15 protein-coding genes and 1 other RNA gene are annotated in these 23,024 nt (G+C 67.5%); 3 read left to right on the top strand and 13 right to left on the bottom strand.

The window, feature by feature from the left end:
- Nucleotides 1–20: 20 nt before the first annotated feature.
- Nucleotides 21–638 carry a TetR/AcrR family transcriptional regulator gene (locus tag ACCQ04_RS02185; protein ID WP_016901656.1) on the bottom strand — a complete coding sequence of 206 codons (618 nt, stop codon included), beginning with the start codon at nucleotides 636–638 and terminating at the stop codon, nucleotides 21–23.
- Nucleotides 639–726: 88 nt separating this feature from the next.
- Between ACCQ04_RS02185 and ACCQ04_RS02180 the strand changes: the two genes are divergently transcribed.
- Nucleotides 727–2,202, top strand: coding sequence for an efflux transporter outer membrane subunit (locus ACCQ04_RS02180; RefSeq protein ID WP_226426954.1), 1,476 nt, complete (start codon nucleotides 727–729; stop codon nucleotides 2,200–2,202).
- 202 nt (nucleotides 2,203–2,404) lie between these two features.
- On the opposite strand, the gene ACCQ04_RS02175 is transcribed toward ACCQ04_RS02180, so the two are convergent.
- From ACCQ04_RS02175 to ACCQ04_RS02165, 3 genes are all read right to left on the bottom strand, one after another.
- Nucleotides 2,405–2,836 (bottom strand): VirK family protein, encoded by a 432-nt coding sequence (locus ACCQ04_RS02175; protein ID WP_046345433.1) that lies wholly within the window; start codon nucleotides 2,834–2,836, stop codon nucleotides 2,405–2,407.
- A gap of 541 nt (nucleotides 2,837–3,377) precedes the next feature.
- Nucleotides 3,378–4,787, bottom strand: a complete 1,410-nt coding sequence (locus ACCQ04_RS02170; RefSeq protein WP_226426955.1) for an FAD/NAD(P)-binding protein — start codon at nucleotides 4,785–4,787, stop codon at nucleotides 3,378–3,380.
- Between the two features lie 243 nt (nucleotides 4,788–5,030).
- A non-coding RNA gene (locus tag ACCQ04_RS02165) (sX9 sRNA) lies at nucleotides 5,031–5,107 on the bottom strand.
- A 214-nt stretch (nucleotides 5,108–5,321) separates the two neighbouring features.
- On the opposite strand from ACCQ04_RS02165, the gene ACCQ04_RS02160 reads away from it, so the two are divergent.
- Nucleotides 5,322–6,098 carry an SDR family NAD(P)-dependent oxidoreductase gene (locus tag ACCQ04_RS02160; protein WP_226426956.1) on the top strand — a complete coding sequence of 259 codons (777 nt, stop codon included), beginning with the start codon at nucleotides 5,322–5,324 and terminating at the stop codon, nucleotides 6,096–6,098.
- 374 nt (nucleotides 6,099–6,472) lie between these two features.
- Here the strand turns inward: ACCQ04_RS02160 and ACCQ04_RS02155 are convergent, their stop codons facing one another.
- From ACCQ04_RS02155 to glgA, 8 genes are all read right to left on the bottom strand, one after another.
- Nucleotides 6,473–7,105, bottom strand: coding sequence for an NAD(P)H-binding protein (locus ACCQ04_RS02155; RefSeq protein WP_102250780.1), 633 nt, complete (start codon nucleotides 7,103–7,105; stop codon nucleotides 6,473–6,475).
- A 16-nt stretch (nucleotides 7,106–7,121) separates the two neighbouring features.
- Nucleotides 7,122–9,284 (bottom strand): glycogen debranching protein GlgX, encoded by a 2,163-nt coding sequence (gene glgX / locus ACCQ04_RS02150; RefSeq protein WP_016901662.1) that lies wholly within the window; start codon nucleotides 9,282–9,284, stop codon nucleotides 7,122–7,124.
- 124 nt (nucleotides 9,285–9,408) lie between these two features.
- Nucleotides 9,409–9,582, bottom strand: coding sequence for a DUF2934 domain-containing protein (locus tag ACCQ04_RS02145; RefSeq protein ID WP_005993048.1), 174 nt, complete (start codon nucleotides 9,580–9,582; stop codon nucleotides 9,409–9,411).
- Nucleotides 9,583–9,595: 13 nt separating this feature from the next.
- Nucleotides 9,596–12,199: a malto-oligosyltrehalose synthase gene (gene treY, locus ACCQ04_RS02140; RefSeq protein WP_226426957.1), complete on the bottom strand. Its 2,604-nt coding sequence runs from the start codon at nucleotides 12,197–12,199 to the stop codon at nucleotides 9,596–9,598.
- Nucleotides 12,196–14,145 (bottom strand): 4-alpha-glucanotransferase, encoded by a 1,950-nt coding sequence (gene malQ, locus ACCQ04_RS02135; RefSeq protein ID WP_181097799.1) that lies wholly within the window; start codon nucleotides 14,143–14,145, stop codon nucleotides 12,196–12,198. Before malQ ends, treY begins: the two co-directional genes overlap by 4 nt.
- A complete protein-coding gene (treZ, locus tag ACCQ04_RS02130) occupies nucleotides 14,142–15,899 on the bottom strand; it encodes a malto-oligosyltrehalose trehalohydrolase (protein WP_226426958.1) in 1,758 nt (585 codons plus the stop codon). Before treZ ends, malQ begins: the two co-directional genes overlap by 4 nt.
- A gap of 2 nt (nucleotides 15,900–15,901) precedes the next feature.
- A complete protein-coding gene (locus tag ACCQ04_RS02125) occupies nucleotides 15,902–18,133 on the bottom strand; it encodes a 1,4-alpha-glucan branching enzyme (RefSeq protein WP_226426959.1) in 2,232 nt (743 codons plus the stop codon).
- On the bottom strand, nucleotides 18,130–19,713 hold the full coding sequence (gene glgA, locus ACCQ04_RS02120) for a glycogen synthase GlgA (RefSeq protein WP_047127915.1): 1,584 nt from the start codon (nucleotides 19,711–19,713) through the stop codon (nucleotides 18,130–18,132). The genes ACCQ04_RS02125 and glgA overlap by 4 nt, the downstream gene beginning before the upstream one ends.
- A 486-nt stretch (nucleotides 19,714–20,199) precedes the next feature.
- Here glgA and ACCQ04_RS02115 point away from each other — a divergent pair, with 486 nt between their 5' ends.
- Complete coding sequence (locus ACCQ04_RS02115) at nucleotides 20,200–21,828, top strand: GGDEF domain-containing protein (protein ID WP_226426960.1); 1,629 nt, start codon at nucleotides 20,200–20,202, stop codon at nucleotides 21,826–21,828.
- 154 nt (nucleotides 21,829–21,982) lie between these two features.
- Here ACCQ04_RS02115 and ACCQ04_RS02110 read toward each other — a convergent pair whose 3' ends face one another.
- Nucleotides 21,983–22,924 (bottom strand): DUF808 domain-containing protein, encoded by a 942-nt coding sequence (locus tag ACCQ04_RS02110; RefSeq protein ID WP_226426961.1) that lies wholly within the window; start codon nucleotides 22,922–22,924, stop codon nucleotides 21,983–21,985.
- Nucleotides 22,925–23,024 lie beyond the last annotated feature (100 nt).

Genomic DNA, 23,024 nt, shown 5'->3' with positions numbered 1-23,024 from the left:
GTCAATAGTCACAAACGAATTTAGGGCGACAGGCTGCGCAGCACCAGGCTCGACAACAGCACCGGCACCTCGTCGGCCTGCTCCAGGCTGTGCTGCAGCAGCAGCGGGTTCATGTAAGGGCGCAGCACCATGTAAATCGCCTGCGTGGCCTCGTCCAGTGGCGTCTTGCGCTCGAAATCGCCACTTTGCCGGCCTTGCTGCAGCACGTCCTGCAGCAGTGTCTGGATGCGCACTTCATAGGCGCGGACCGATTGCCAGCGCTCGGTGGCCGCCGAGGTGGCGATCTCGTACAGCTTGCGATCCTGGAAGAACAGCCGGAGGCTCGCCTCGATCATCACCTTGAAAAGCCTGCGTAATTTTTCCGGCGGCTGCTCCGCCTCGTCGACCGCGGCACGCACCTCGGTCTCGATTTCGCGCAGGCAGTTGCTGCAGATCATCTCGCCGATGGCCTGCTTGGATTCGAAGAACTTGTAGATATAGGCCTTGGAGAACCCGATCGCCTTGGCCAGGTCCGAAACCGCGGTCTTCTCGTAGCCGTAGCGGCTGAAATGCTCGGTGGCCGCAATCACGATCTGATCGCGCACGTCATGGTCGGCCGGGCCGCGGCCCGAAACCGGATAGCTGGGTGTCTTGCTCATGCCGCCAGCTTAGCGCCCCGGCGTCTCACATACAAAAGTGACCATTTCGTATTATAGTCACACCTCATCCCTGCCCGCCCGGTCTGCCATGTCCCCGTTCCGTCCTGTTGCCCTGCTTGTCGTTGCCAGCCTTGCCACGGGCTGCGCAGTCGGTCCGACCTACACCCGCCCCGCAGCGCCCCTGCCAGACCGTTATGCAGGCCAGGCGGCGGTCGAAGTGCGCCCGGCAGCGCGACCGGCCGAGCTTTCGACCTGGTGGACCGGCTTCGACGACGCGGACCTGAGCCGCTACGTCACCCAGGCGCTGGCGCAGAACCTGGACCTGGCCCAGGCCACCGCGCGCGTCACCCAGGCCCGCGCCGGCTTGACCGCCGCCACTGCTGCGCTGCTGCCTTCAGGCAACATCAGCGGCAACGCGACCCGCGCCTACCAGTCATTGGAGACGCCGCTCGGCCAGGTGCTCAACAGCACGCCCAACTTCGACCGCTACGCCAGCACCTACGAAGCCAACCTGGGCGCGAGCTGGGAGCTGGATCTGTTCGGCGGCCTGCGTCGCGGGCGCCAGGCCGCACTGGCCGACTACCAGGCCAGCGAAGCCGGCGCCGCCGCCACCCGCCTGGCGGTGGCGGCGCAGACCGCCGATATCTACATCAGCATCCGCGGCCTGCAGGCACGGCTGGAGGTGGCGCAGCGCCAGGTCGCCACCCAGCAGGGCCTGCTGTCGATGGTGACGCTGCTGCATGGCAAGGGGCTCGCGCCGGAGTTGCAACTGCACCAGGCGCAAGGCGCGCTGGCACAGGCGCAGGCCTCGGTGCCCGGCATCGAAAGCGGCCTGGTCGCGGCGATGAACGCCCTGGACGTGATGCTGGGTGTGCCGCCTGGCACGCACCGCGCGGAACTGGCCGCCACCAAACCGATTCCGCTTGCACCGCGGATCGCCGAGACGGGCACGCCCGGCGACCTGCTGCGCCGCCGCCCCGATCTGATCGCGGCCGAACGCAGGCTGGCCGCGTCGAACGCGCGCATCGGCGTGGCGATGGCCGAGTACTACCCCAAATTCTCGCTCAGTGGACTGCTCGGCAGCGCCACCGCGATCTCCGGCGCCAACCTGTTCACCGGCGATGCCAGCCAGTCCGCCGGCGTGCTGGGCCTGCGCTGGCGGCTGTTCGACTTCGGCCGCATCAATGCGCAGATCGCCCAGGCCAAGGGCCAGGAAGCCGAGCAGCTGGCGGCATATCGCCTGGCGGTCCTGCGCGCCACCGAGGACGTCGAAAATGCATTCACCGCACTGGTCAAACGCGAGCAACAAGCCAGCGTGCTCGCGCAAGGCGTGGACGCACTGGGCAAGGCGCGCACCGCGTCGGCGCTGGCCTACGAAAAGGGCGTGGTCAGCCTGATCGAAGTGTTGAATGCCGACGAGCAGCTGCTGCGCGCGTCCGATGCGCAGGTGCAGGCGCGCACGGATGCCGCGCGCAGTGCGGTGGCCACCTTCAGGGCGCTGGGTGGCGGCTGGCAATCCAGCACCGCCAACGCAGTTGCGCTGCATCAGTCGTCACCGCGCTGACGCAAGCACGGACAAGGTCGCTACCGGGCAACCGCAAACTGCGGCGCTTGCCTCATATCGGTGGGCGTCGTCTGTGCGCCAAGCGGGTCCTGCATCCTTGGCGGAAGAAAACTCGCTGTCCTCACCGCGACCCGGGTGCGGATAACGACTGCGCGTCGCCGTGCACGCGATGGCTGCTGCAGCCCGCGCAGTCGTCATGTGGTCAATCGGCGTGGAAACGGATGCCTTGATTGATCGTGCATTGATACGCCAGCACCGGCCCGCGTTGCTGCAGACCCGGCAGGTCGTACATGTAGGTGGTGAAACGCACGCTGCCATCCGGGCGCAGCTGATAGCGCATGAACTGCTGGATCGGCTTGCCGTCGTTGGCCACGGTAAAGTGCGAACCGGAGAACGCGGCAGTGCCGTCCTCGGTGATGCGGTACGCATCGATATGGCGGCCGCCACGGGTCTGGGTGACCGGCGTGCCTTGTTCGGGGGTGCAGCGGCCAAGATCGGTAGTCAGGCTGACGTCGTAACCGGATTCCAGGGCTGCGAGCACTTCCGCACGGGTATTGAGCGATTCACTGGCCCAGGCGGGCAGCGCGCAAGCGCACAGCGTGGCGAGCAGGGCAGCGGGAGCAAGACGGGGCATGGCGAACTCCAGGATGAGGGAAAGAAGCGACCTGGACTGTAATCAGCCCAGGGCCGTCAACATGACCCAGTCCTGTCTGCAACGGCGCACTGCGCTACGCATCACGCGGCATGATTGCGCTGTTTGGCGAAGTCCGCGCGAGATTGCGCCGTGCGGGCTATGCCTGCGCGCGCAGAGGCTGTTTGTTGCGTGATCGGGCGCTTCTATCGCCAGAAAAAAAGCCGAAGAAATGTCAGCAGACGACAGACGACAGACGACAGACGACACGAGCATTACGCAAACGTCTGATGCACACACAAAAAAATGCTGCTACTGGCGAGCGTCGACCGGAAGTAACTTTTTCAAAAAGGCATCACCCAACCCCACGGGGTTGCACACGTACCCTCATCCGGCGCTAGCGCGCCACCTTCTCCCGATGGGAGAAGGGTTCAAGATGCAGGGTGATGGGGCACTCTCTCGATGAGAGAAGGCTCAAACTCGCACTCGTCACAGCTTCAATTTCATACAACCATCAGGAAGCTGCAATGCAAATCCCCCCCAGCTACAAGCGCGCATTGACCTCGCGCGGCAGCTGTTCCGGCTCCGGCTGTAACGCCGGCATCGCGCCCAGCAATAGACGGTCTGCCAGGGCACGTGTGGCCACACGCAACTCCGGTACGGCGGTGATTTCCCAATAGCGCCCGCGTAGCAGCGGGCCCACGCAATACAGCCCTGGCACGATCTGCCCGGCACCATCGCGCACGCGCAGTTGCGCATCGGTGTCCACGCCCAGGCCCAGCGGGTCGGCACGCAACAGGCCCGCTTCGCGCATGCCGGCGATCAGCGGGTCGCTGGTGCGGTCGATATCGGTGTCCAACCCGGTGGCGCGGATCACCGCATCGTAATGATCGGTCTGCGCGTCGGCCGATCCACGCGGGCGAATCACCGCTTCCACGCCATCGGGCACCCAACGCGCACGCAGCAGGCGCGCTGCGACGATCTGCAGTTGCCCCGATTGCTGCAATTGCGCCAGCTGTTCCGCTGCGCCCGGCGCAACGCGGTGCCGCGCCACCTCCCAATACGGGCGCAGATGGCGCAGGAAACGCGCACGCTGCCGCAACTCCAGCCGCTGCCACAGCGGTTGCAGATGCGGGCGCAAGGCATCCACCACGCGTCGCCAGTCGTCGACCACCGCACTGAGCTGACGCACACCGCGCAGCAGGCCACGCAGGTCGGCATCCTTGAGTGCGCGCTGCAGATGCGGCGGCAATTCCAGCGCCGCACCCGGCTGGCGCAGATGCGCCTGCGGCGCAAGGCCGCGTCGCGAGATCGCCAGCAGGCGGCCACGATGCCCGCGCGTGTGCAGGGTCAATGCCACATCCACCATGGTCAGCCCGGTGCCGACGATCAGCACATCGTCGTCCGGCGACAGGAGCGCCAGGGCATCGCCCTGCCACGGCCAGCCGATATAGCGCGGATGCACGCTCAGGCGCGGGCCGATCCCGGCCAACGCCTGCGGCTGCAGTGCGCCCACCGCCAGCACCACCCGATCGCTGTGGAAGGCATCGCCATTGGCCAGGAACACGCGAAAGCCCTTGCGTGCACGCTCCACCGCCACCGCTTCCTGCGACAGCCGCACGATCGACGCCTGCGCGCCACTGACCGCGGTATCCAGCTCGCTGCGCAGATAATCGCCATAGGCAAGGCGCGGCAGGAATTCCAGTCGCCCGCTGTCGCCCAGATGCAGGGTGTCGGCGAAGGCACCTGGCGCCTGCGCATCGATGCCCAGGTCCTTGGCGCGCACGTTGAGCAGGTGCTCCGGCCGCGCCGCACCATAGGCGATGCCGCTGCCGAAGGTCTCGGTCACGCCGACCAGGGTGATGCGCACCTGCGCATCGGCCGTCTGCGCCAGCGCACGGACCAGCGCGGTGCCGCAAAAGCCGGCACCGATGACGGTGATATGGGTTTCCATGTGCAACTCCCACTGAATGACCCGCACGTTGTGCCCGCAGCGCGGCGCAAACGTGTAAACAAATGGTTAGCGGCGAGCAACCGAAAACGCATGAGCTGATCATGCTTGGTGATGAGGCTTGCGTCGCAAGCGGCCTGCGGACGGCATTGCACAAAGATGACAGCACACGCGACCGCAGCCAGGTGCCAATGCATGGCTCCCAACCTGGCTCGCAGCGCAGCGCTGCGCACCGCGATTTGGGGTGGCTGACAACACGTAGCGAACAATCGCTCGGGACGTGTGGACGGCGCGCTCAACACCTGGGTGTACGAGTGGCACATGGCAGTTCCGAGCACAGCCCGCGCGCGCCTGGGGATGAGTGCAGTAGATCGCCAGCCCGCTACGCGCGGTGGCCGGCGCGTCGTTGGCAGAAGCGATGGAAGTAGTGAAACGAACAGCAGACCTTGCGATGCTGCGTTCAACACTGCAACGGTACCGAGCACCGCGTCATGACCGGGCTGCTCGATAATGTCGGTTTCCGATCGAGTGTCCGCCATGTCCATTTCCACAGCACCCACGCAAATCTCGCCGCGCAATCAACGCGTGCTGATCGCCGGCGGCAGCCGTGGCATCGGCCTGGCGATTGCCGAAGCGTTCGTCCGCAACGGCGCGCAGGTCTCGCTATGCGCACGCAAAGCCGATGGCCTGGCACAGGCCGCACACGCGTTGGCGCCTCATGGAGCCCCGGTACACACCTTCGCCTGCGACCTGTCGGACGCTGCGCAAATCGAGGCGTATGTGGAGGCCGCAGCACAGGCGCTGGATGGGCTGGACGTTGTGATCAACAATGCCTCCGGCTATGGGCATGGCAACGACGACGCAAGCTGGCAGGCCGGTCTGGATGTCGACCTGATGGCCGCCGTGCGTTGCAATCGCGCCGCGCTGCCGTACCTACGCAACAGCGATGCGGCAGTGATCCTCAATATCAGCTCGATCAATGCGCAACGCCCCACACCACGTGCGATCGCCTATTCCACCGCCAAGGCAGCGCTGAATTACTACACCACCACGCTGGCCGCCGAGCTCGCACGCGAGCGTATCCGCGTCAACGCAATCGCACCGGGTTCTATCGAGTTTCCGGACGGGCTATGGGCCCGCCGCCGCGATGAAGAACCGGAGCTGTATGCCCACATCCGCGACAGCATCCCGTTCGGCGGATTCGGTCAAGTGCAGCACATCGCCGATGCGGCGTTGTTTCTCGCATCGCCGCAGGCGCGCTGGATCACCGGACAGGTACTGGCGGTGGATGGCGGGCAGTCGTTGGGGGTGTGAGCGAGGATTTGTGCTGGCGAAGATGCCGATCCGCTGCGCGTGACTCTGTAGGAGCGTGCCTGCGCGCGATGAGGCTTTATCGGTAACGCCCCGTCGCGCGCAGGCACGCTCCTACGAACAGCGGGCACCCGTTCCTCTATCCGTAACGCCCTCGTGACGACGGGTGGGTGCTGATGGATGATGGACAGTAGTTGGGAGTGCGCACGGTATTTATGCTTACGAAGACGGCAATCGGCTGCGCGTGAACCTGTAGGAGCGTGCCTGCGCGCGATGAAGCTTTACTGGTAACGCCCCGTCGCGCCCAGGCACGCTCCTACGATACGGCGGCGTCTCACCTCTATCCGGCTGCCTCGCGACGAGGCGATGAGGCGGCGTTAGCCAACCAACTCCGCAGCCTCGACGCTGTGCTCGCCACGTGCCGGTGCCAGCGCGGCGCTCACCATGGCGGCGGCGATGCGTTCGGCTGGATTGATGCGGAAGCGGCGTGGTAGCAGTGGGCCGAGCGCGCCCAGCACGAGGCTGCCGATGTGTTCGCCGGTGCGCCGCTGCTCGCGTTCGCCGCCGATCAGGCCCGGGCGCACGAAGGTGAGCGAGGGGAAGCCGACCGCGCGCAGGTCGCGTTCCAGTTCGCCCTTGACGCGGTTGTAGAAGATGCGCGAGTGCGCATCGGCACCGGCCGCCGAATTCAGCACGAACACCGAGGTGCCCTGCGCGCAGGCGGCGCGTGCCAACGCCATCGGGTAGTCGTGATCGATGCGGTAGAACGCCTCGCGCGAGCCGGCCTGTTTCATCGTGCTGCCCAGGGCGCAGATGGCCGCTTCCATGCGCGGCGCGGTCCAGTGGTCCAGGCGCTCGAAATCGATCACCTGGTTGCGCAGCTTGGGATGGATCTGCGACAGCGGCCGGCGCGTGATCGCCACCACGCCGGTACAGCGCGCGTCGGCCAGCAGCTGTTGCAAAACATGTCCGCCGACCAGACCGGTGGCCCCTGCCAGCAGCACGTCCATCAGACCGCCCCTGCCATCAGCGTGCGCCCTCGGAGACGATGCGTGCGCTGCTGGCGATGCGATCGCGCTCCACCGCCAGCAAGGTCAGCGAGTGCGCCGGCGCCTTCCATTCGCTGCCGCCGGCCACCACGCGGCCGCCATGGCGTGCGGTGTCGACCAGTACGCGCCAATGTTCGTCGTGCATCGCCGGCAGCGTGAACGACACGCTGGTGGAGGCGGCATTGATCAGCATCAGCAAGGTCACGTTGGCGGCGATCTCGCGCAAACCGGTGGTCGGCGAGCGGCCATCCAGGCGCAGCATCAGCGCGCGCGCTTCCGGGTCGTGCCAGCCGGCTTCGTCCATCTCGTGGCCGTCCGGTGCCAGCCAGGTGAGATCCTTCAGGCCCAGCGCTTCGTCGAACTTGCCATCGAAGAAGCGGGCGCGATGCAGCAGCGGGTAACGCTGGCGGATGCGGATCAACCGCCGCACGAACGCAGCCTGATCGGCGGCGGCGGCCTTGGTGGCGGCAGTCCAGTCGATCCAGGTCAGTTCGTTGTCCTGGCAATACGCGTTGTTGTTGCCGTTCTGGCTGTGGCCGAACTCGTCGCCGGCCAGCAGCATCGGCGTGCCCTGCGACAGCAACAACGTGGCCAGCAGGTTGCGCATCTGCTGACGGCGCAGCTGCTTGATGGCCGGGTCGTTGGTGTCGCCTTCGACGCCGTAATTGGCCGAGATATTGTGGTCACTGCCGTCCCTGCCCTCTTCGCCGTTGGCGAAGTTGTGCTTGCCTTCGTAGCTGACCAGATCGCGCAGGGTAAAGCCGTCGTGCGCGGTGACGAAGTTGACCGACGCAGTGGGGCGGCGGCCGCTATGGTTGAACAGGTCGGCCGAGCCGGTCAGGCGCGTGGCCAGTTCGGCCAGCTGACCACCGTCGCCACGCCAGAACGCGCGCACGTTGTCGCGGAACTTGTCGTTCCATTCCACCCAACCCGGCGGAAAGTTGCCGACCTGGTAACCGCCCGGGCCGATATCCCACGGCTCGGCGATCAGCTTGGTCTGGCTCAGTACCGGATCCTGGCGCACCGCATCGAGAAAGCTGCCCGACGGATCGAAGCCATAGCGCTCGCGGCCGAGGATGCTGGCCAGGTCGAAGCGGAAGCCGTCGACATGCATTTCCTGCACCCAGTAGCGCAGCGAGTCCATCACCATGCGCAACGCGCCAACGTTGGTCAGGTCGAAGGTGTTACCGGTGCCGGTGTCGTTGATGTAGAAGCGGCGATCGTCGGCCAGGCGGTAGTAGCTGGCATTGTCGATGCCCTTGAACGACAGCGTCGGCCCCAGCTCGTTGCCTTCGGCGGTGTGGTTGTAGACCACGTCCAGCAGCACTTCCAGCCCCGCATGATGCAGGCGCGCCACCATCTGCTTGAACTCGGCCACGGTGCGCGTGGACATGTAGCGCGCCTGCGGCGCGAAGAAGCCCAGCGTGTTGTAGCCCCAGTAATTGCGCAGGCCTTTTTCCAGCAGGTACTGGTCGTCGACGAAGGCGTGAACCGGGAGCAGCTCCACCGCGGTGACGCCGAGCGAGCTGATGTGGTCGATCAGCTCATCGGTCTTCAGGGCCGAGAAGGTGCCGCGATTTTCCGGCGGCACTGCCGGATGCAGCATGCTCAGCCCGCGCACGTGCGCTTCGTAGATCACCGTACGGTTCCACGGCGTCTGCGGCGGGCGGTCCTGGCCCCAGGTGAAAGCCGGGTCGATCACCGCCGATTTGGGCATGAACGCGGCACTGTCGCGACGGTCGAAGCTCAGATCCTTGTCGCGGTGGCCGATGGTGTAGCCGAACAGATGCGGCGCCCATTTGAGCTCGCCGACGATCTGCTTGGCATACGGGTCCAACAGCAGCTTGTTGTGGTTGAAGCGATGCCCGGCCTCGGGCGCATAAGGTCCATGCACGCGGTAGCCGTACAGCTGGCCGGGGCGTGCGTCAGGCAGATAGCCGTGCCAGACCTCGTCGGTGTATTCGGGCAGCGCCAGGCGCTCCTGCTCGCGGCCACGCTCGTCGAACAGGCACAGTTCCACCCGGGTGGCGTTGCGCGAGTACAGCGCGAAATTGACCCCCAGGCCATCCCAGGTGGCGCCGAGCGGGTTGGGACGGCCTTCGCGAATGCGCGAGCGCTGAGTGAACTTGCGGGTGGCCATCGGTAACTCCTGAGAACGGTGAACTCAAAACGCTGAGCGAATGCGGGTGCCTGTGTGCCTGGGCACGCTCACCCTGGCACGGCACAGCCTGCAGGGTGAACCATGCAAGGTGACAGAGGCACCGTTACTGGCGTGCAGTCACCGGCGGGCCGGCCTGTTCGGCGGCGCGCTCTTCGGCGTCCACCAGCCGCTCGGCCATGGCCCAATGCCGATCTGCGTGGCCGTCCGGGCGGCCTTCGGCCTCCCAGATCTCCTGTGCCAACTGGCGAAGCCGCGCTTGCCGTTCCGTGTCGTTCATTGCTTACGTTCTCTTAGGGGGTCAATAACACTGCCACTGGCGCACGTGCAAACAGCGTGGATATCGCCACGCGGCCGCCTTGCGGCTGCAGCGTGCTGCCATCGAGCACATTACGATACGTGGCGGGCGGCAATGCCAACGACGCCTGACCCCAGTTGGCCGGCGGCACCAGCAGCGGCAGGTCGCCATCGCCCTGGTTGCCGGCACCCAGCCGCGTGACTGCCACCACCAGCGACTGGCCGCGGTACTGGCGGCGGAACGCCAGCACCTGCGCATAGCCGCTGACCGCCACGGTCAAGGGCTGATAGTCGCCCTTCGCAAACAGCGACGGATGGTCGGCACGCAGCTGCAACAGCAGTGCGGTGAGACGTGCCTTGACTGCGCCATCGCGCCAGCTGCGCAGCAGCGTGTTCCAGTCGCGCGCCTGCTGCAGCCACTGCTGGCGCTGCGCGTAGTCGACCGGGCGACGGTTGTCCGGGTCCACCAGCGACAGATCCCAGCCTTCGGTGCCCTGGTACAGGTCGGGCACGCCCGGCACGGTCAGACGCAACGTGGTCTGCACCAGCGCGTTGCGCGCACCGGCGGCGGCGATGTGGTTGCTGGCGCGCAGCAGCGCCCGCCGCAGCGGCAACCCGGCGCGGCTGCACAGCACCTGCTCCACGGTGGCCTGCACGGCCTGCTCGTAGGCCGGCGAGCCATCGGTCCAGCTGGTGTGCAGCTTGGCTTCGCGCACCGCCTTGAGCAGCCACTGCGCAATGCGCTCGGCGTACTCGGCCAGCGGCTCGGTCTGGTCGGCGCCCAGTCCGATCGGCCAGGCGGCCACCAGGGTCTGCCAGAGCATCTGCTGGTCGCCACCGGCCAAGGCCGGCGAGTCCAGCGTCTCGGTCAAGGCATCGAACTGGCTGCTCTGCTCGATCCACCAGCGCGGTTGCTCGGACAGCACCGCCAGCCGCATGCGCAGGTCTTCGCCGCGCTTGTGGTCGTGCGTGGCGGTGGCCAGCAACGCGCGCGGGAAGTGCTTGGCGCGTTCGAGATTCTGCGCGTGGAACTCGGCCGCGTCGTTGGCGAAGTGGGTCGGATGGCTGCCGACCTCGTTGCGCGACAGCAGCACGCCATGCCGGTAGAACGCGGTGTCTTCCACCGACTTGGCATTGAGCGGTGCGGACAACTGCTCCACGCGACGACGCAGGATGCGCCGCAAGGCGACCTGCGCGCGATCGGCGCCGGCATCGTCGAGCAGCCAGCGCTCGATCGCGTCGACGGCCGCAACGATCGACTCCGGCATGCCCTCGCGCGCACGCGCGGCAGTGGCGCGCAGGCGCTCGGCTTCACTGCCGGTCACGCCCTTGGCACCGGCGTAGGTGCGGTATACCGGAAACCAGCGCAGCAACACGCACAGGCCGCGCGCCAGCATCTGCGGGCTGAACTCGCGCGTTGGCGGGTCCAGTCGCGCCAGTGCCGACAACGCACCCACGGCGCGATTGAATTCGGTCTGCAGCGGGCCGCGCAGGATCTCGTCGCGTGCGCTGCGTTCTTCCTGTGCGAAGTCGCCACTGCGCCCGCTCACCTTTTGCCAGGCACGCGCCAATGGCTTGAAGCCGGCCGGGTCATGCAGCACGCCGCCGACCTGGTCCATGAAGTCGTAGCCGGTGGTGCCATCGCAGGGCCAGTCGGCCGGCAAGGCTTCGCCGGGCGCCAGGATCTTTTCCAGATACAACCCCAGCGTGCCGGGCTTGAGGCCACGCGTGCGGCCGGCCGCATCCAGCCGGCTGCGCAGCTTGCGCACATAGCCGGTGGGGTCGGTGAGCCCGTCCACATGGTCGATGCGCAAGCCATCCAGATGGCCTTCGGCCACCAGCCGCAGCGGCAGCGCATGCACCGCGTCGAACACCGCCGGCAGCTCCACGCGCAATGCCACCAACGAGGTGATATCGAAGAAACGACGGTAGTTGAGCATGTCGTTGCCCACGCGCCACCAGTTCAGGCGGTACGGCTGGCGCTCGATCAGCTTGTGCAGGCGGCCATCGCCGCGCTTGGCGCCGTCGTTATAGTCGCGCAGCCATTGCGCACGTGCGGTCTTTTCCGGCACCTCCAGCGTCTGCGGACGGATCGGGTAACGCTGGTCGTAATGCGCCAGTGCCGCGCTGCCGTCGTCCTCCACCACCAGCGTGATCAGGCCTTCGGCCAGTGCGGTGGCATACGGGCGGTCCAGCACCGCCAGCCACAACTTGCCGTCGCGCCCGGGCGCGCGCCAGTCGATGTCGAACCAGTCGGCATGCTTGGCGCTGCGGCCATTGCGCAGCACATCCCACCACCATGCGTTGTCCGCATGGGTGGCCATGTGGTTGGGCACGATGTCGGCGATCAGGCCCATGCCGTGCTCGCGCGCGGCCTGCGACAGGGCGATCAGCGCGTCTTCGCCGCCGAGTTCGGGATTGACCACGGTCGGGTCGATATTGTCGTAGCCGTGCGTCGAGCCCGGCACTGCAGTGCCGATCGGCGACAGGTACAGATGGCTGATGCCGAGGCCGGCGTAATACGGCACCTGCGCGAGCGCATCGTGCAGGGTGAAGCCGACATGCAGCTGCAGGCGGGCGGTGGCGCGAAGTTCGATCATGGATGCGGTTCCGAAACGGCCGCGACGCGACGCGCCTCGGCAAAGCCCTGCAGCGCCGTACTCAGGCGCGCATGCGGCAAGGGATCGGGCAGGCGTCGACGCCAGTTGGGATGGACCTCGACGGTGCCCGGCAGATTGGGTTGTTCTTCCAGCGCCAACGCGTCTTCCACCGGCAGCAAGGCCAGGGGCGAGACGCTGGTGGCGGTGAAGCGCAGCGCGCCCAGCAGCGGGTCGTCCGCCGCGGTCAGGCCGGCGTGTTCGACCGCCGCATCCAGGCGTGCCAGATCCTTGCTGCGCGCGGTGGCGTCATCGCTGGCCTGCGCGGGCTGGATCAGCTCCAGCTTGCGTCGCCAGTCGATATCGCGGCCTTCGCGCCAGCCGGTCAGGGTGGGCAGATCGTGCGTGGTGGTGGTGGCCACCGCATCCGGCCGCCACAGCGCCGGCGAGACGAAGGCGCCATCGTCGTCGCGGGTGAACATCAACACATCGATGCCCATCACCCCGCGCCGCGACAGTTCCTCGCGGATGCCCGGCGGCACCACGCCGAGGTCTTCGCCGATCACGATCGCCCGGTGCCGCCACGATTCCAGCGCGAGCAGGTTGAGCAGATCGTGCAGCGGATAGGCCAGATACGCGCCTTCGTTGGAGCTGGCACCTTCCGGCACCACCCACAGCCGCAATAACCCCAGGATATGGTCGATGCGGATGCCGCCGCGGTCGCGCAGCACTGCGCGCAGCAACGCGATGTACGGCGCATAGCCGCTACGCCGCAATGCGGTGGGCGAATACGCACCGATGCCCCAGTGCTGGCCGTCGGCATTGAAGGCATCCGGCGGCGCGCCCAGCACCAGGCCGCGCAGCACGGTGTCGGCGGCCGCTGCGGCTTCGGCGCCATTGGGATCGAATCCGACGGCCAGATCGGCGATCAAACCGATCTTCATGCCGCGCTCGTGCGCCTCGCGTTGCGCATCGGACCAGCTGCGCGCCGCCAGCCATTGCGTGAACACGTGCAGCTGCGGATCGCCGTCGCCGAAATCCTGCGCGGCAAACCGTGCAAAGCCCTCCAGCGCCTCGCCGCCCTCGCTGCGGAAGGCAGCCAGATCGGGATGATCGGCGGGCACGCGGGTGTAGAGATGGCGCAGCAGCTGCCACTTGGCCTGCGCCGAGGCCGGCCAGTCGATCAGGGCGCTGTGGTGCAGCGTATCGAAGCGCTCGCGCAGGCCGGGCACCTCGTTGATCGCCTCCAGTGCGAGCTCGCCCAATACGCGCACCGGTGCGGCATGCAGGGGATCGAGAAAACGCCGGTCGCTGGGCGAATACGGGCTGTAGCCGCCGGTGACCGGGCGCGCGGCATGCACCGGGCTCAGGGCCAGGGCATCGGCGCCGGCCAGTGCGGCATGCCGCACCCATTCCACCGTGCCGGATGCGTCGCCGATGCCGGCGTCGTCGATGCTGCGTGCCGAATACACCTGCAGCGCCATGCCCCAGGCACGCGGTGCCGGCAGGCCACAGGCATCGGCCACGCTGAAGCAGCGTTGCGGGGCGACCGCGACCTGCTGGGTCAGGCTGCCGATCTGCAGCGTCCAGTAGCCGAAACGCTGCGGCGCACGCACCTGCCCCTGCGCATCGGCATGCGCCGGCTCGCTGGCGCCGCTGTCGTCCAGCCAACGGCCGCTGGCATTGGCGGCGACCGACACCGGCAGCAACCCGGCCACCTGCACGGTCAGCAGCGGCGCCGGCTCGGTGGCGTGCGCCTTGCAACGACGCAGGCTGTCTTCGCGCTGCGCAGCGGTGCCGGCAGGCAGTTCCAGCGCGGTGAGCACCGCATGCAGCGATTGGTCGGACACCTGGCGTGGCTGGTCGCTGGCATCCACCCAGTCCACCATCACCCCGGCCGCGCCGGCCAGCGCATGCAGATCGCTCCTGCTCAGATCACGGGTACTCATGCGCGCGCCTCGTGCCAGGCGATGAAGCCATCGACCGGCAACTGCTGCGCGTCGGCGGCGACGTTTTCGACATGCGCCACGCGGCCGCGCAGCGGCGGCATCGGCACCGCCGAGGCGCCGACGTTGAAGGCGATATGCCACAGCCCGTCGGGCAGCTCCCAGCTGGCGGTCACTGCGCCGTCGGCCAGCACGCTGGCGCCCACCGCGCGTGCCTGTGCAAGCCCCGGTACCAGCCACTGGCGACGCACGCCCAGCAGCGCCTTGAACCAGGCTGTCCACTGCACGCCTTCGCCCTGCGCGGCGTCTTCGATCGGCGAACGCGAGGCGGCGAAGGTATCGTGGCTGTTTGGATCGGGAATGGTGGCGCGCTGCGCTTCGTCGGCGAATGCGGCGAAGTGCGCAAACTCGCGACGGCGCCCTTCGCGCACTGCATCGTCCAGCGGCGGGCCGAAGTCGGTGAAGAACAGGAACGGCTGCGTGGCGCCCCACGGCTCGCCCATGAAGAACAATGGAATCATCGGCGTCAGCGTGGTCAGTGCCAGCGCAGCACGCAGGCGTTGCGGCGACACCAGCACGCTCAGCCGCTCGCCGCGCGCACGGTTGCCGATCTGGTCGTGGTTCTGCGCGAAGACCACGAACTTGTGCGGCGGCAGCGCCCCGCTGGGCTCGCCGCGCACATGCCCGCGCGGGTCCGGCTCGCCCTGGTAGGCGAAACCTTCGCCCAGCACGCGCGCCAGGTGTTGGGTGGGCTTGTCGGCAAAGGCGGCGTAATAGCCTTCCTCTTCGCCGGTCAGCAGCACATGCAGGGCGTTGTGGAAATCGTCGTCCCACTGCGCGGTGTAGCCGCGTTGCAGCTGCGACGCCTGGTTGGCCTCGTTTTCCAGCACCAGATGCACATGGCGGCCGGCCGGCAGGCTGGCCTGCACGGTCTGCCGCAAGGTATCCAGGAAGGCGTTCGGGGTGATCGCATGCACCGCATCCAGGCGCAGGCCGTCGAAGCCGTATTCGTGCAGCCACATCAGCGCATTGTCGAGAAAGTAACGCTGCACCTGCGGCTTGCGGAAATCGATCGCCGCGCCCCATGGCGTGGGCTTGTCCTCGTTGAAGAACGGGGCGGCATAGCTGTGCAGATAATTGCCGTCCGGGCCGAAGTGGTTATAGACCACGTCCAGCAACACCATCAGGCCGTGTCCGTGCGCGGCGTCGATCAGCGCCTTCAACTGGTCCGGCGTGCCATAGGCTTCTACCGGTGCATACGGCAGCACGCCGTCGTAGCCCCAGTTATGCGCGCCCGGAAATGCGCTCAGCGGCATCAGCTCGATCGCGGTGATGCCCATCGCCGCCAGCTGCGGCAGTTGCGCCTGCACCCCGGCATAGCCGCCGCAGGTGCCAACGTGCAGTTCGTAGATCACCGCCTCGCCCCACGGCCGTCCCTGCCACTGGGTGTTCTGCCAGGCGTAGCCATCGCTGCGCTGCACGGCGCTGGGGCCGTGCACGCCCTCGGGCTGCCAGCGCGAGGCCGGATCCGGCACCGGTTCGCCGCCATCGACGCTGTAGCGATAGCGCGCATCCGCCGCGCATTCGATCACCGCGCTGAAGAAGCCATCCTGCGCGGCCTGCAACGCGACGCGCGCGCCGTCGTCGAAGACCACTTCCACACTTTTGGCGTCCGGTGCCCAGAGCGCGAAGCGCACCTGTCCCTCACCCGCTGGCCATGCACCCCATGCCGGCGTGGTGTCGTTGCGCTCGTTCATTCTTATTTCTCCGCTTGCAGATAGATCGTGGCCAGCGGCGGTAGGGTCAGGCGCAGGCGTTGTGCGTGCCCGTGCATGCCCATCGGCTCGGTCGCCAGGCGACCGCTGTTGCCGAGGTTGCTGCCACCGTAATGGGCACTGTCGGTATTGAGGATTTCGCGCCAGCCGCCGGCACGCGGCACGCCAACGCGATAGTCGTGATGCGGTTGCGGGGTGAGGTTGCTCACCGCCAGCAACGGTGCGCCGCCATCGGGATCGTGGCGGATGAATGCCAGTACGCTGTTGCGCGCGTCGTCGGCCACGCTCCAGTCGAAGCCGTCGGCACGATGCGTGCCGCGGTACAGCGCCGGCACCCGTCGCAACGCGGCGTTGAGGTCGCCGACCAGTTGCTGCACGCCGCGATGCGCGGCGCCGTCGAGCAGATGCCAGTCCAGCGATTGATCGTGATTCCAGTCGTTCCACTGGCCGAACTCGGCGCCCATGAACAGCAGCTTGTCGCCCGGATGCGCCCACATCAACGCCAGATACGCGCGCAGGTTGGCAAAGCGCCGCCAGTCGTCGCCGGGCATCTGCCCGAGCAGGCCACCGCTGCCGTGCACCACTTCGTCGTGCGAGAGCGGCAGCACGAAACGCTCGGAGAACGCGTACACCAGGCCGAAGGTGAGCTGGCTATGGTGCTGCGCGCGCTCGGCCGGATCGCGCTGCATGTAGCCCAGCGTGTCGTGCATCCAGCCCATGTTCCATTTGTGGGTGAAGCCCAGGCCGCCCTCGCTGATCGGCGCGGTCACGCCCGGCCAGGCGGTGGACTCTTCGGCGATGCTCAGCACACCGGGAAAGCGCGTGGCGATCTCGCTGTTGAGCTGGCGCAGGAAGGCGACCGCTTCCAGATTCTCGCGGCCGCCATGCGCGTTGGGCACCCACTCGCCTTCGGCACGGCCATAGTCGCGATACAGCATCGAGGCCACTGCATCCACGCGCAGGCCGTCGAGGTGGTAGTGATCGATCCACTCCAGCGCGCTGCCCAGCAGGTAGGCGGTCACTTCGGGCCTGCCGTAGTTGTAGATCAGCGTGTTCCAGTCGCGATGCATGCCTTCGCGCGGGTCGGCATGCTCGTACACCGCGGCGCCGTCGAACTGCGCCAGGCCGTGTGCATCATCGGGAAAGTGCGCGCTGACCCAGTCCAGGATCACGCCGATGCCTGCGCGATGACAGGCATCGACGAACTGGGCAAAGCCATCCGGGCTGCCGTGGCGCGCGGTCGGTGCGTACAGCCCCAAAGGTTGATAGCCCCAGGAGCCGCCGAACGGATGTTCGGTGATCGGCAGCAACTCGATATGGGTGAAACCGAGCTGCTGCACATAGGGGATCAGCTGTGCGGCCAGCCCTGGCCAGTCCAGCGGCTGGTTGTGCCCATCGCGCCGCCAGGACGCGGCATGCACTTCATAGATCGACAGCGGCGCTGGCGTGGCATTGGCATCGCGCGCGGCCATCCAGGCGGCATCGGTCCAGGCAAACGCAGCCGCGCCCGGCACCACCGAGGCGGTGGCCGGCGGCAATTCGCTCTGGCGCGCCACCGGGTCGGCCTTGAGCAATACGCGGCCATCGGCAGCGGTGATGGCGTACTTGTAACGTGTGCCGGCTTCCACGCGCGGCAGGAACAGCTCCCAGAACCCGCCGATGCGCGGGCGCATCGGGTGCCGGCGCACGTCCCAGCCATTGAAATCGCCCACCACCGCCACGCGTTGCGCATGCGGCGCCCACACCGCAAAGCGCACCCCGGGCACGTCGTCGCAGTGCAGGTGCTGGGCACCCAGGGCACGACGCAATGCCTGGCCGTCGCCGGCAGCGATCTGCAGCAGGGTGGATTCGTCCAGCGTGGCGGCAAACGCGTAGGGGTCTTCGATCTCCTGCACCACGTCCGGCCACACGATGCGCAGCCGATACGGGCCTTCGACCGCCAGCGTGCCCTCGAACACGCCATCGACCGGGCCGGCCTGCATGCGCGCCAGCAACTTGCCACGCGGGTCGATCAGCCCCATCGCCTCGGCACCGGGCGCCAGCACGCGCACCAGCCGGCGGCCATCAGCCTGGGAATGCGGGCCCAATACCGCGAATGCATCGGCAGGCAGGCCATCGGCCAGCGCCTGCACGCTCTGCACCAGATCCGACATCCCATCCATGGTCACCGCCGTCGCTTCCGTCTCCTGCCCCTGCACGCCCAGCCGTTCGCTCATGACACCGTCGCAAGCGCGGGGGCGGTTGCGGCGGTGCGTTCGTACAGCGAGAGGTATTTCTTGCCCGCCACATCCCAACCACTGGGACGCAGCATCGCCGCGCGGCGCATCGCCGACAGCAGGCTGGGCAGGCGGAAGGTGCGGAATGCCCGCTCCAGGCAGCGGCGCAACGCTTCCACGCTGGCGTGCTGGAACAAAAAGCCGGTGACGCCGTCATCCACCGTGTCGATCAGACCACCGGTGGCGTGCGCGATCGGCAGGCACCCAAAGCGTTGTGCATACATCTGGCTCAAGCCGCACGGCTCGAAGCGCGATGGCATCAGCAGGAAGTCGGCACCGGCGAACATGCGCCGCGCCAGGCCCTCCTCGAAACCGATGAAGGCACCGACCTGGCCCGGATAGCGCCGGGTCAGCTCGGCGACCTGTTGCTCGATCTCCGGCTCGCCACCGCCGATCACCGCGATCTGGCCGCCGGCCGCCACGATCTGCGGGGCGACCTCGCAGATCAGGTCCAGGCCCTTCTGATGCACCAGCCGCGACACCACCGCAAACAGCGGGCCGGTGCTCTCGCGCAGCCCGAAGGCCTTGCGCACCTGCGCGGCGTTGGCCTGACGGCCCTGCCACTGATTGACGCTGAAGTGCGTGTCCAGATATTCGTCGGTACGCGGGTCCCAGCTGGCGTCGATGCCGTTGACGATGCCGGTCAGCGCGCCCTTGGCGGCCCGGCCGGCCAGCAGGCGGTCCAGGCCACAGCCCTGCGCCGGGCCGGTGATCTGCTGGGCATAGCTGACGCTGACCGTGTTGACGTGGTCGGCATGCACGATGCCGCCGCGCAGGAATGACATCTGCCCGTAGAACTCCAGCTCGGCCACACGCTCGGCCGGGATGCCCAGCGCAGCGGCCATCGAATACGGCACCAGGCCCTGGTAGGCCAGGTTATGGATGGTCAACAGGCACGGCGTGGTGCCGCCGGACCAGCGCACATAGGCGGCAGCCAGCGCGCACGGCCAGTCGTTGAGGTGCAGCAGGCGCGGCTTCCAGCCCAGCCCGGCATGGCCGGCGGCGATCTGCGCGGCGGCATGCGACAAGGTGGCAAAGCGGATCGCGTTGTCTTCGAACTCCGAGCCGCTGGTGCTCACATAGGGCGAGCCGTCGCGTTCGAACAATTCCTTGGACAGCAGGATGTAGATCGGCAGCCCGTCCGATTGCACGATGCGGCCGATGTCGCAGGCCGGCAGTGCGGCATGCGCCAGCACCCGGCCGACGATCTCCACCTTGCCCGCCCGCGCCAGCACCGCCCGGTAGCCGGGGATCAGCACACGGACGTCGTAGCGATGGCGCAGCGCGCGTGGCAGCGCCGCGGCCACATCGCCCAGACCGCCCGCCTTGATGAAGTCCGCCATCTCCGACACCACGAACAAGGCGCCGCGGGTATCGGCCGGCGACACCGGCAGACGCTCGTGATGGCGAATGAAGCGGCCACGTGCATCACGCGGTCGCCCGCTCTTCTTCAGAGTCGGGAGCATCGTGCTGCGCTCTAAGCGTGCGGTAGTGGCGTGAAGCGGCATCATGGCAACCATCTAAACGTCCGTCGTAAAGTGGGTGGAGACGGAAAAACAGCGAAGCGACAACCATCATCTGCCGATTCAGCCAGACGACCTGCTACGAATGAGGAGCGGGGCCAACGCGCGTACTCCACGTTGTCCTTGGAACGAATCTACACCCCGGGCAAATAAAATATGCGTGAATACGTGCTGACTTTTCTGCGACATCTACATTCCCTTGCGCATGGTTGCGTAGCTCCAAAGGCATAAGCGGCGCATTGCAGTGCGATGACATCCCTGCCGTGGTGCGCGGTTGTTGAAACGCACCGAAAGCGGGCAACGACGGCGGCGCCCGCCATCACCCGCATGACTTGTTCAGCCGCGCACGCAGGACCGCTGTCGTCCACTGCCTGACATCGGGGCTGCCTGCCGGAACTGCGCAGACCTGCCCAGACCGCTTAAGCGCGACGCCCGCGCGCCGATAACCCGCAATGGCACCACGACTTTCCGAGACCCCGGCGCATGGCAGACCAGCCTGAACTCCCAAGCCGCCCACGTGGCGGGCTGCGCCGCCTGTTGCCCTGGGGCGGCGCGGACAGCGCGCGCCCGGCCGCCGCCCTGCCCAGCGTGATCGGCAGCGAGCGCGGCGGGCATGGCCTGGCCGCGCATCAGCTGGTGCCGGCCAAGAACAAGTCCGGCGCGCACGACCCGGCGGCCGCCACCGCCCTGTTGATGCGCCTGTTCTCGCATGCCGCGCATCCGGAGGCCTTGCTGCTGGCCTTCGCCGAAGGCATCACCAGCCTGCATGGCGAACTCGGCGACATGGGCGTGCGCCTGAGCGCAGCCTATGCGGCCGGCGACTGGCCCGGCTACGGCCGCACCCTGCGGCAACTGATCGACAAGTACATCCGCACCATCGATACCGGCGACTCGCTGGCCGAAGGACGCACCGAAGCCGAACAACTGCGCGACCTGCTGCGGCACGCGCTGGGCAATGCCCTGGCCACACTGCTGCAACGCAGCCCGGAACTGGCCGAGGAAGCGCAGACCCTGGCATCGGCACTGCGCCACTGGCGCCCCGGCCATGAGCTGATCACCCTGGAACAGCGCCTGCGCGAACTGAGTCACCAGATCGGCCTGCGTGCCGAAGATGCCAGCGAGCAGCAGAACCTGCTGCTCGGCCTGTTCGACTTGCTGTTGGAGAACGTCGGCGAACTGCTCGACGATCGCAGCTGGCTGCAGGGGCAGATCTCGGTGGTGCGGCAGTTGATCTCCGGGCCGCTGGATGTCGGCTCGATCGAACAGGCACGCGGCACCTTGCGCGAGGTCATCTACAAGCAGGGCCTGCTCAAGCAAGGCATTGCCGACTCCAAGACCGCGATGCGCGAGATGATGGTGTCCTTCGTCGACCGGCTCGACGGCATGGCCACCAGCACCGGCGAGTACCACGATCGCGTTGCCGGCTATTCGCAGGCGATCGGCGACGCTCGCAGCATTCCCGACCTCAACCGGCTGTTGCAGGACGTGCTGCAGGACACTGCCGGGGTGCAGGCGCAGGCGCTGGCCGCACGCGACGAGCTGCTGGCCGCACGCCGCCAGGTCGAGGACGCCGAGCAGCGCATCGCCTCGCTCGAACAGGAACTCAAGGACGTGGCCGGGCTGGTGCGCGAAGACCAGCTGACCGGCGCGCTGAACCGCCGTGGCTTCGAGGAACTGTTCCAGCGCGAGGCCGCACGCACCCAGCGCGGCGGGCAACCCTTGTGCGTGGCGATGCTGGATCTGGACGACTTCCGCCGCCTCAACGAGACCCACGGCCACGCCGGTGGCGACGCCGCGCTGCGCCATACCGTGGACGTGGCCAAGTCGGTGCTGCGCACCACCGACGCCATTGCCCGCTTCGGCGGCGAGGAGTTCGTGCTGCTGTTGCCGGACTCCACCATCTTCGAAGCCAGCGCGGCGGTGATCCGCCTGCAGCGCGCACTGGCCCAGCGCTCGTTGCTGCACGAGGACGTGCGCGTGTTCGTCAGCTTCAGCGGCGGCGTGGCACTGCGCCATCTCGACGAGGCCCAGGACGATGTGATCCGCCGTGCCGACCGCGCGATGTACGACGCCAAGGCGGCCGGCAAGAATCGGGTGATCAGCGCCGACTAGCCGCGAACGCGGCCTGCCGCATCGACCGGCCTGACCGGATCACCGACGCACGACGCAGAGACGCCGCCGATCTTTCGGTTGCCGCCGGGCCCCACTACGACCAACCGCTTCCGTGCGGCGGCCAGGTGCTCCCCTGGCCCGCCGCGGGACGGCGTCAGTGCGCCGCCGGCTTCCCGCGCAGCTTCTGGAACAGCATCACCGCGCCCAGCACGATCGCACCCGCAACCACGCCGACCAGCATGTTGCCCAGTGCATCGACCAGCCAGCCCATGCCGCCGGCCGACTTGGCCAGGTCCTGCACCAGGTGATGCAGTGCCGGGATGTTGTGCACCAGGATGCCGCCGCCGACCAGGAACATCGCCAGCGTGCCGGCCACCGACAGGAACTTCATCAGCCACGGCGCAGCCACCAGGATGCCGCGGCCCAGCGCCGCCAACGCCGCGCCCTTCTTGCTCAGGTACAGGCCCAGGTCGTCCAGCTTGACGATGGCCGCGACCAGACCGTACACGCCGATGGTCATCGCCAGCGCGATCGCCACCAGCACCGCGACCTGCTGGCCGAACGACACCCCGGCCACCACGCCCAGCGACAGCACGATGATCTCCGCCGACAGGATGAAGTCGGTGCGGATCGCGCCCTTGACCTTGTCCTTTTCCAGCGCCACCACGTCCACGTTCTGGTCGGCCAGCGCGCGGGTGCGCTCGGCATGCCGCTGCGCTTCCTCGTCCTGGTTGTGCAGGAACTTGTGCGCCAGCTTCTCCACGCCCTCGAAGCACAGGTAGGCACCGCCGATCATCATCAGCGGCATCACCAGCGGCACGTTGTAGCTGCGCCCGCGCAGCCAGGCCTCCAGGGCGCTGATCGCCAGCGCCGCCGGCACCAGGATCACCTTGTTCATCAGCGAGCCCTTGGCCACCGCCCACACCACCGGCAACTCGCGGTCGGCGGTGACGCCGGTGACCTGCTGCGCATTGAGCGCCAGGTCGTCGCCCAGGACGCCGGCGGTCTTCTTGGCCGCGACCTTGGTCAGGATGGAAACGTCGTCCAGCAGCGTGGCGATGTCGTCGAGCAGGGTGAACAGGCTGGCACCGGCCATGCGGGGGTCCTTCGTGAGTGGCGGTGGATTCTCGCCGATCCTGCGCCCGTATGGGGTGATGGCAGGCGGTTGCACGCCGTTGCCGACCGTTGGTGGGCGA

It is taken from the genome of Xanthomonas sp. NCPPB 2866 (assembly GCF_041475745.2).
GTDB lineage: Bacteria > Pseudomonadota > Gammaproteobacteria > Xanthomonadales > Xanthomonadaceae > Xanthomonas > Xanthomonas arboricola.
The sequence above is the reverse complement of the archived record's forward strand: the minus strand, read 5'-3'. Positions and strand labels throughout refer to the sequence as shown.